This is a genomic window from Bacillus sp. VT 712, assembly GCF_001614195.1.
GTDB classification, from domain to species: Bacteria; Bacillota; Bacilli; order Bacillales; family Bacillaceae_H; genus Priestia; species Priestia flexa.
On the sequence record NZ_LWBK01000069.1, the window covers coordinates 1 to 6,072 of the forward strand.

Genomic DNA, 6,072 nt, shown 5'->3' on the forward strand with positions numbered 1-6,072 from the left:
ACACTCAACATCCCATCTATAAAGTGGGTTAAGTGGTTGATGACAGGTTTTGAGAAATAAAAGGGCAGCTTCCATTTTATTAAGCCATTGTAGATTTCTTCTTGATGTGATAGTCTATTCATTGGACAAATAACGCTCCTCTGGATGGATGATTGGGTCAGAGCTTTCATTCTAAACCAGGTTTGCGTATTTGTCTTTTTTATTTTATAAGATGGAAATATTTTGAACTGAATTTACTCATTATCAGTTAATAATTTATTTTATAAAGAATCAACTGAAATATTTAAAACCCTCCTTTTTAAGATGTCAAAAACAAGTGTTAACAAAAATCTTCATCAGGAAAACATTCAGCATCCAATAAATTTTTCTACAGAGAATATACAATTACCGCAATGTAATAGGTTTTTATACGCAAATGGATAATAGCACTTAAGCAATTGCATGTTAAGAAGAGTCACAATTATCCATTTGGCGTTATGTAAAAGTTGAGATGTTTTTCAAACACCTTTAATTAAACTGTTGCAAAAAAGAACCTGTCGATTTTATTTGGAGGACCTTACTTCAATCTTCAATTCAACTGATCATGGTGTATAACTTCTTATTTACTACTTCCTTAGCCATTCCCAATGAAAAAAGTACAAGTGGATAGAGATTACACTTGTACTTTTTTCATTGATATATACCTTAGGTAAATACGAGTTTCTGACCGATGTTTTCGATTTTATTCACATCGAGAAATGTTTCAAGTTCACTTAGAATTTGAGTGAAATTAGGGCTACTCTTTATATCCAATTTGACTCGGATATCCCTCTTATTAATAAACGGGTCCCCAGATTCTTTCGATTTGATTATAATTTCCTTTGCCATTTTAACTTTTGCACTTTTAAGCGATTGGACTTTTTGTTTTTCACTATCAGCAGATTTATTCAAATGAATCTGGTGCATATAATATTGGATATTCGGCATTTGCTCTCTGACCATATTCATCACATCTTGATTGTCGTTGACAACGTAAATTCTTACTGTATTCGGATTATCACGAGCAACTCTACGAACAGCTTGATATATTTCTCCCGCAATTGAAGAAAGTCTGATTGCCTCAACATCTCTGTTCTTGAAAACTGAAAAGCTATGACTTGGCAATCCTTCGATAGAATTATAAAAGTTTATCCAACACGTAAGTCTCATAATTGAAATTTGGCGTTTTCAAAACGATTACAGTATCCATCAACCGATAGTCATTTTTACCAATTAAATTCCCGAAGTAATCAATGGACTGCTGGACGCCCAACTGGGTTATAATATCTGGCAAACTTCCGTCAAAATATCGCTCAATTCCTGCTTCCACGCTTTTTATTTGGTCTTTTTGAGTAATGTTGAAAAATTTGATGTTTAATAACAAAACAGTTCCTTTTTATGTATTAGACAAACCTTAATACGGCGACAAATGCATGCGTTTATCTTTGTTATTACATTTTCAATGTTAAATACCCATAAATAGGATAATTAAGAGGGAAAAACTCTTGAAACTTTGGGGTAATATCCAAAAAATAGGAAAAAATATTAGTCCTTTCAGGAAATACAATCATCTTATTTTATAAAGGTAGGGGTGTAAAAGAAATTGAAGTTGAGAAAAGAAAAAATGAAAAGTTATAAGAACTATTGCTGTCAACGAGAAATAGAAGAAATGATGGGGATATGGAAAAGGGGTTATTATCGGAAAAATGGAGCTATACGTCAAAAATAATTTAGATTTAAATTTCCCAAAAATCATTGAATAAAAAATTCTCCATAGAGCAATATAAAAGAGTAAAAAAAAATTCAAGGAGGAAATTATCATGACAGTAATAAATGACGTTAAAACAGCTCTAGCAGGATTGAAAAGTGCTCAAGCAAGTTTTGAAACATTTGCTCTTAGTACAGATAATCAACAAGCTAAGCAACTTTACCAAGATGCAGCTAAGCAAACCCAATCCGTTGTAGACAGCATTGAACCACGTGTTCAACAAATCGAACAAGAAGAACCTCAATACAAACAACAGTAATTAGTAAGGCGAAAAAAGGTTGGCCTCTTAACCAACCTTTTTTCAGCTGTTCAAATAATGGAAAAACATGGAGGTTATTTTTTTGAAAGATAAAATAACCACGTTGAAAAACCTACTTTTTATTATAATGGTCATTGGTTTCGCATCAGGATGTAATGGTAATCAAAATGAATTTATTCAAGGTAATAGTACTTTTTGTATTTCACAAGTACATACAAGTAAGCCAATTGATCAATCCGTTGCCAATCATGCGAAAGAAAAGATAATTGCCAAGGAATATATTACAGACGTAAAAGTTGTGAATACTGATAAAGAGCTTTTGGCAGCGATTAAAGTTGAGAATTTTAATCGATTTAGATTAAAGAGTATCTAGAAGTCAGTAAAATCCGACTTAGAAAAAATATACCTGGACTATAAAGTTTTTGTTTCGACTGATAAAAAAATATTCTGGGAGCTTGAAAAGGTCGAGCAAAGACTGAAAAAAAACGATATGAATAAGAAGAACTTAAAAAAGGAAAGATATACGACAGATGAACTGTTAGAGCTACTTCGCAGGAAGGATGTCTTTCAAGTCTCTGATGTAGAATTTGCTGTTTTAGAGCCACCAGGTGATTTATCTGTGATGCTAAAGAAAGAAAATCAACCTTTAACAGCAAAGGATATAAACTTGAAGGTTGCTTCAATCAAGGAGCCTCAGACCATTATTATGGATGGTGCAATAATGGATGAACCACTAGCCACGATTGGACGAAGTCGGGCTTGGCTACATACTGAATTAGAAAAACTAGGGGTAACGATTGAAAATGTATTTCTTGGACAGGTTAATTCTTACGGAGAGTTAACGATTGATCTGTTTGACGATAAATTACAAGTCGCCCCCCCCCCTCAAGAAAGACCCTTAATTCTTTCAACCTTGAAAAAATGTCAAGCAGACTTAGAACTATTTGCTCTTGGAACGGAATCAAAAGAGGCCAAACAAATGTATAGGTTAAACAGTGAAAAATTACAAGAAGCCATTGATAAAGTGACCCCTATTTTAAAAGGATAAGGATTTAGCTTAGATTCATACATGACGAAAAAAAGATACCATTTTTAATTGAAAAAAGTTTAAAAACCTTAGTCCAATTTCGGACTAAGATGAATTTTTTTACGAGGTGTTAGAAGTGTCTATTTTTTTAGTTAAAGTTATTTTTATCTATATTGTGTTTATTGTAGCAGTAAAAATTTTAGGGAAATCAGCTCTAGCCCAACTTACCCCTCATGATTTTGGAGCGATTCTTTTTTTATCTTATTTAGCTTTTGGTTCTATTAAAGTAAACGGAGTGATGGAGGGGATTATTGGAATCATTATAATAACATGCATTCATCTATTTATATCAAAGTTAAGTTTATTAAATAAGTTAACCCCTTTTATTATCGGAAAACCGACTATTCTAATTAAACACGGGAAAATTATCTATCGAAATTTAAAGGAAAGTAGATATCCTTTAGCTGAGCTGTTGTCTAATTTAAGAACATCAGGATATCCGGATATTCACGATATTGAATATGCGATTTTGGAAGCAACAGGTGAAATTAGCATTTTTCCAAGAAAAGAATTAGTTCCTATTACTCCAAAAGATTTACATATGAAAGTGGAATACCGCGGATTACCCATAGCCGTTGTCATTGAAGGGAAAGTGAAAAAGCGTAATTTAAAATTAATCAACAAAAATGAAAAGTGGTTAAAGGAAGAACTAAAGGCAAAGGGATATCTTCAAATCAAAGATATTTTTTATGCTGCTGTTAGAGATACCGATCATTCATTAACCATTAACAAAATAGATGTTAACGACTAATTTTAAGACGATTTCTTCCCACTATAAATTAATGTTAACTGCTAATGGATATGAAAATGAAAAGCGTATACTCTACGCAGATTGGCGAGAGAGTGAAGGTATACATATAAGCCCTAAATAAAATATAACCTGAATACGTTAAACACGTAACTTCAACGAAAACCTAAACAATTTTGTAACGTCTATGTAGGCTAATGTTTTAATGAATCGGATAAAAGGTAATATAAACAATACTCAAGTAGTTGTCGGTCACTCATTACTTCGGCGAATCCAACGTGGATTAAATAAGGGAGAATCCATGAATGCCTTGGCACGAGCTATTTTCTTCGGAAAACAGGGAGAACTTAGAGAAAGAGCATTACAAGATCATTTACAGCGTGCCAGCTCATTAAATCTAATTATTAATGCCATCAGCATTTGGAATACCGTATATTTATCACAAGCAATTGAACATTTTAAAAATATAGGAAAATATCAAGAGGAATTGCTTCCTCACATATCACCATTGGGATGGAAACACATAAACTTTCTCGGAGAATATTCATTTATACCTGAGATTTTGAACTCGATACATGCCCTGCGTCCACTTAGGATATAAAAAAGCCTGGTTTTTCTGCTTAACGTAGAAAAATCAGGCTTTTACCTCTAAAAAATTCCTTAGCGTATTATATCTGCGTTTAGTCGGCAGTACCCCTTTATGGTTTCATCCATGGCAATGCTGTTTATTTGAAGAACATTTTTTTCGCTTTCAACATTTTGGACTCTGGTTATAGGGGTATTAAATCTGTTTTTGACAGCTCTCTTTTCATTTTCGTGATTCTCTGTGTTTCTTGTATTTTGTACTAAAAATAGTAACCCTATGGATAAAAGAATAAGTATGGAAACGGTAACCAATAAGGCCCTTGGTATTTTTCTAATGAGACACCTCTAAATAGTTTTGTTATTAGCTTGTTTAGTCACAGGGATTTTAACGATGAAATAAATGGAAAATAAAAAAGGAGTTTCGTTTACGTTGCTATTAAAGAAAGGGGAGTTATAAAAATTATACAATATCATAATTACATGTCTTATTATCATCCTCAATATTCCAGCCAGTTTTCGCAATACCCTGAGCTGAAGGAAGTGCTGTAATAACCTATTTAATTGGCATAGACCGTTTATTTAACGGTTGAATCTTGGGAAATTAATAAAATGTTTTAAAAATAGTTGATATGTTCCATGCTTATAAAGGAAAACTAGTAGAGTTGAAATGTTTAAATGTATTTTTGTACTATTGGTTAAAAAAACAACAATTGAGCTTTATCATAACAGTTAAATTTGGAGCAATAAGGCACACCGTTTGAAAACAAACGGTGTGCCTTATTGCTGTTAATATTTATTCATCTATATTATCTGGATCGTTTACATCTTTAGGATCTTCAATGGGTTCTTCTGCATCAGGGACTAAATCATCTTCATCATCTTCATTTTCATCTATATTATCTGGGTCATTTGCATCTTCAGGATCTTCAATGGGTTCTTCTGTGTCAGGATCTACATCCACTTCAGGTGGTGGTGGATCCTTATCCTCTTCTACATTATTACACCCCAATAACATGATGGTAGATAGAAAAACTGCTGTTAATAGACTTAACCACTTTAGATTCATTTTTATCGTCCTCTCTATTAGTTGTTTACTTTCAATATTATCTTCTCCTTCTACTTTTTTATACGAACATTTTAACTTAACATCAATAAAATTAAGGTCCTTAATCACCAAACAGTAGCGGCCTAGTGTCAGGAATTGAAGATAAAAAATGTAGTACAGAGGAAAAGAGGCTGCTATCAAAAAAATGGTGCCATTTATCAAATATAATTACATAACTGTGGGTTTTTGGTCATTTAAAATCAGGATAAAATTGGAAGTTATAAAAAATATTCTTATACATCATTCTAATAATAAACTGATAATGAGTAAATTCAGTTCAAAATATTTCCATCTTATAAAATAAAAAAGACAAATACGCAAACCTGGTTTAGAATGAAAGCTCTGACCCAATCATCCATCCAGAGGAGCGTTATTTGTCCAATGAATAGACTATCACATCAAGAAGAAATCTACAATGGCTTAATAAAATGGAAGCTGCCCTTTTATTTCTCAAAACCTGTCATCAACCACTTAACCCACTTTATAGATGGGATGTTGAGTG

Annotated in this window: 7 protein-coding genes and 2 pseudogenes; 5 read left to right on the forward strand and 4 right to left on the reverse strand. The window is 32.6% G+C overall.

The annotated features are described in order from the left end of the window. The 3 genes and pseudogenes from A2U94_RS22030 to A2U94_RS19500 form a co-directional block, all read right to left on the reverse strand. Positions 1 to 122, reverse strand: a pseudogene (locus tag A2U94_RS22030) (IS701-like element ISPlan1 family transposase); the annotation flags it as partial. 562 nt (positions 123 to 684) lie between these two features. Further along, positions 685 to 1,143 (reverse strand): hypothetical protein, encoded by a 459-nt coding sequence (locus A2U94_RS19495; RefSeq protein ID WP_152545185.1) that lies wholly within the window; start codon positions 1,141 to 1,143, stop codon positions 685 to 687. 13 nt (positions 1,144 to 1,156) lie between these two features. Next, a complete protein-coding gene (locus A2U94_RS19500) occupies positions 1,157 to 1,402 on the reverse strand; it encodes a hypothetical protein (protein WP_025909771.1) in 246 nt (81 codons plus the stop codon). Between the two features lie 436 nt (positions 1,403 to 1,838). Between A2U94_RS19500 and A2U94_RS19505 the strand changes: the two genes are divergently transcribed. The 5 genes and pseudogenes from A2U94_RS19505 to A2U94_RS19525 form a co-directional block, all read left to right on the forward strand. Next, the gene (locus tag A2U94_RS19505) at positions 1,839 to 2,045 is read left to right on the forward strand and encodes a DUF1657 domain-containing protein (RefSeq protein WP_013352384.1); all 207 of its coding nucleotides are present in this window, start codon (positions 1,839 to 1,841) and stop codon (positions 2,043 to 2,045) included. A gap of 82 nt (positions 2,046 to 2,127) precedes the next feature. After that, a complete protein-coding gene (locus tag A2U94_RS22035; RefSeq protein WP_231882788.1) occupies positions 2,128 to 2,418 on the forward strand; it encodes a hypothetical protein in 291 nt (96 codons plus the stop codon). A gap of 117 nt (positions 2,419 to 2,535) precedes the next feature. After that, complete coding sequence (locus A2U94_RS19515; protein WP_412177905.1) at positions 2,536 to 3,093, forward strand: DUF421 domain-containing protein; 558 nt, start codon at positions 2,536 to 2,538, stop codon at positions 3,091 to 3,093. Positions 3,094 to 3,208: 115 nt separating this feature from the next. Beyond that, positions 3,209 to 3,883 carry a DUF421 domain-containing protein gene (locus A2U94_RS19520; protein WP_025909687.1) on the forward strand — a complete coding sequence of 225 codons (675 nt, stop codon included), beginning with the start codon at positions 3,209 to 3,211 and terminating at the stop codon, positions 3,881 to 3,883. 202 nt (positions 3,884 to 4,085) lie between these two features. After that, positions 4,086 to 4,481: pseudogene (locus tag A2U94_RS19525) on the forward strand (Tn3 family transposase); the annotation flags it as partial. A 777-nt stretch (positions 4,482 to 5,258) separates the two neighbouring features. Here the strand turns inward: A2U94_RS19525 and A2U94_RS19530 are convergent. After that, positions 5,259 to 5,642 carry a hypothetical protein gene (locus A2U94_RS19530; RefSeq protein WP_231882789.1) on the reverse strand — a complete coding sequence of 128 codons (384 nt, stop codon included), beginning with the start codon at positions 5,640 to 5,642 and terminating at the stop codon, positions 5,259 to 5,261. Between the last annotated feature and the right edge of the window lie 430 nt (positions 5,643 to 6,072).

Coding starts and splice junctions, on each gene's coding strand:
- A2U94_RS19505 (WP_013352384.1), top strand. CDS start 1,839: ATGACAGTAATAAATGACGTTAAAACAGCTCTAGCAGGATTGAAAAGT.
- A2U94_RS19515 (WP_412177905.1), top strand. CDS start 2,536: ATGAATAAGAAGAACTTAAAAAAGGAAAGATATACGACAGATGAACTG.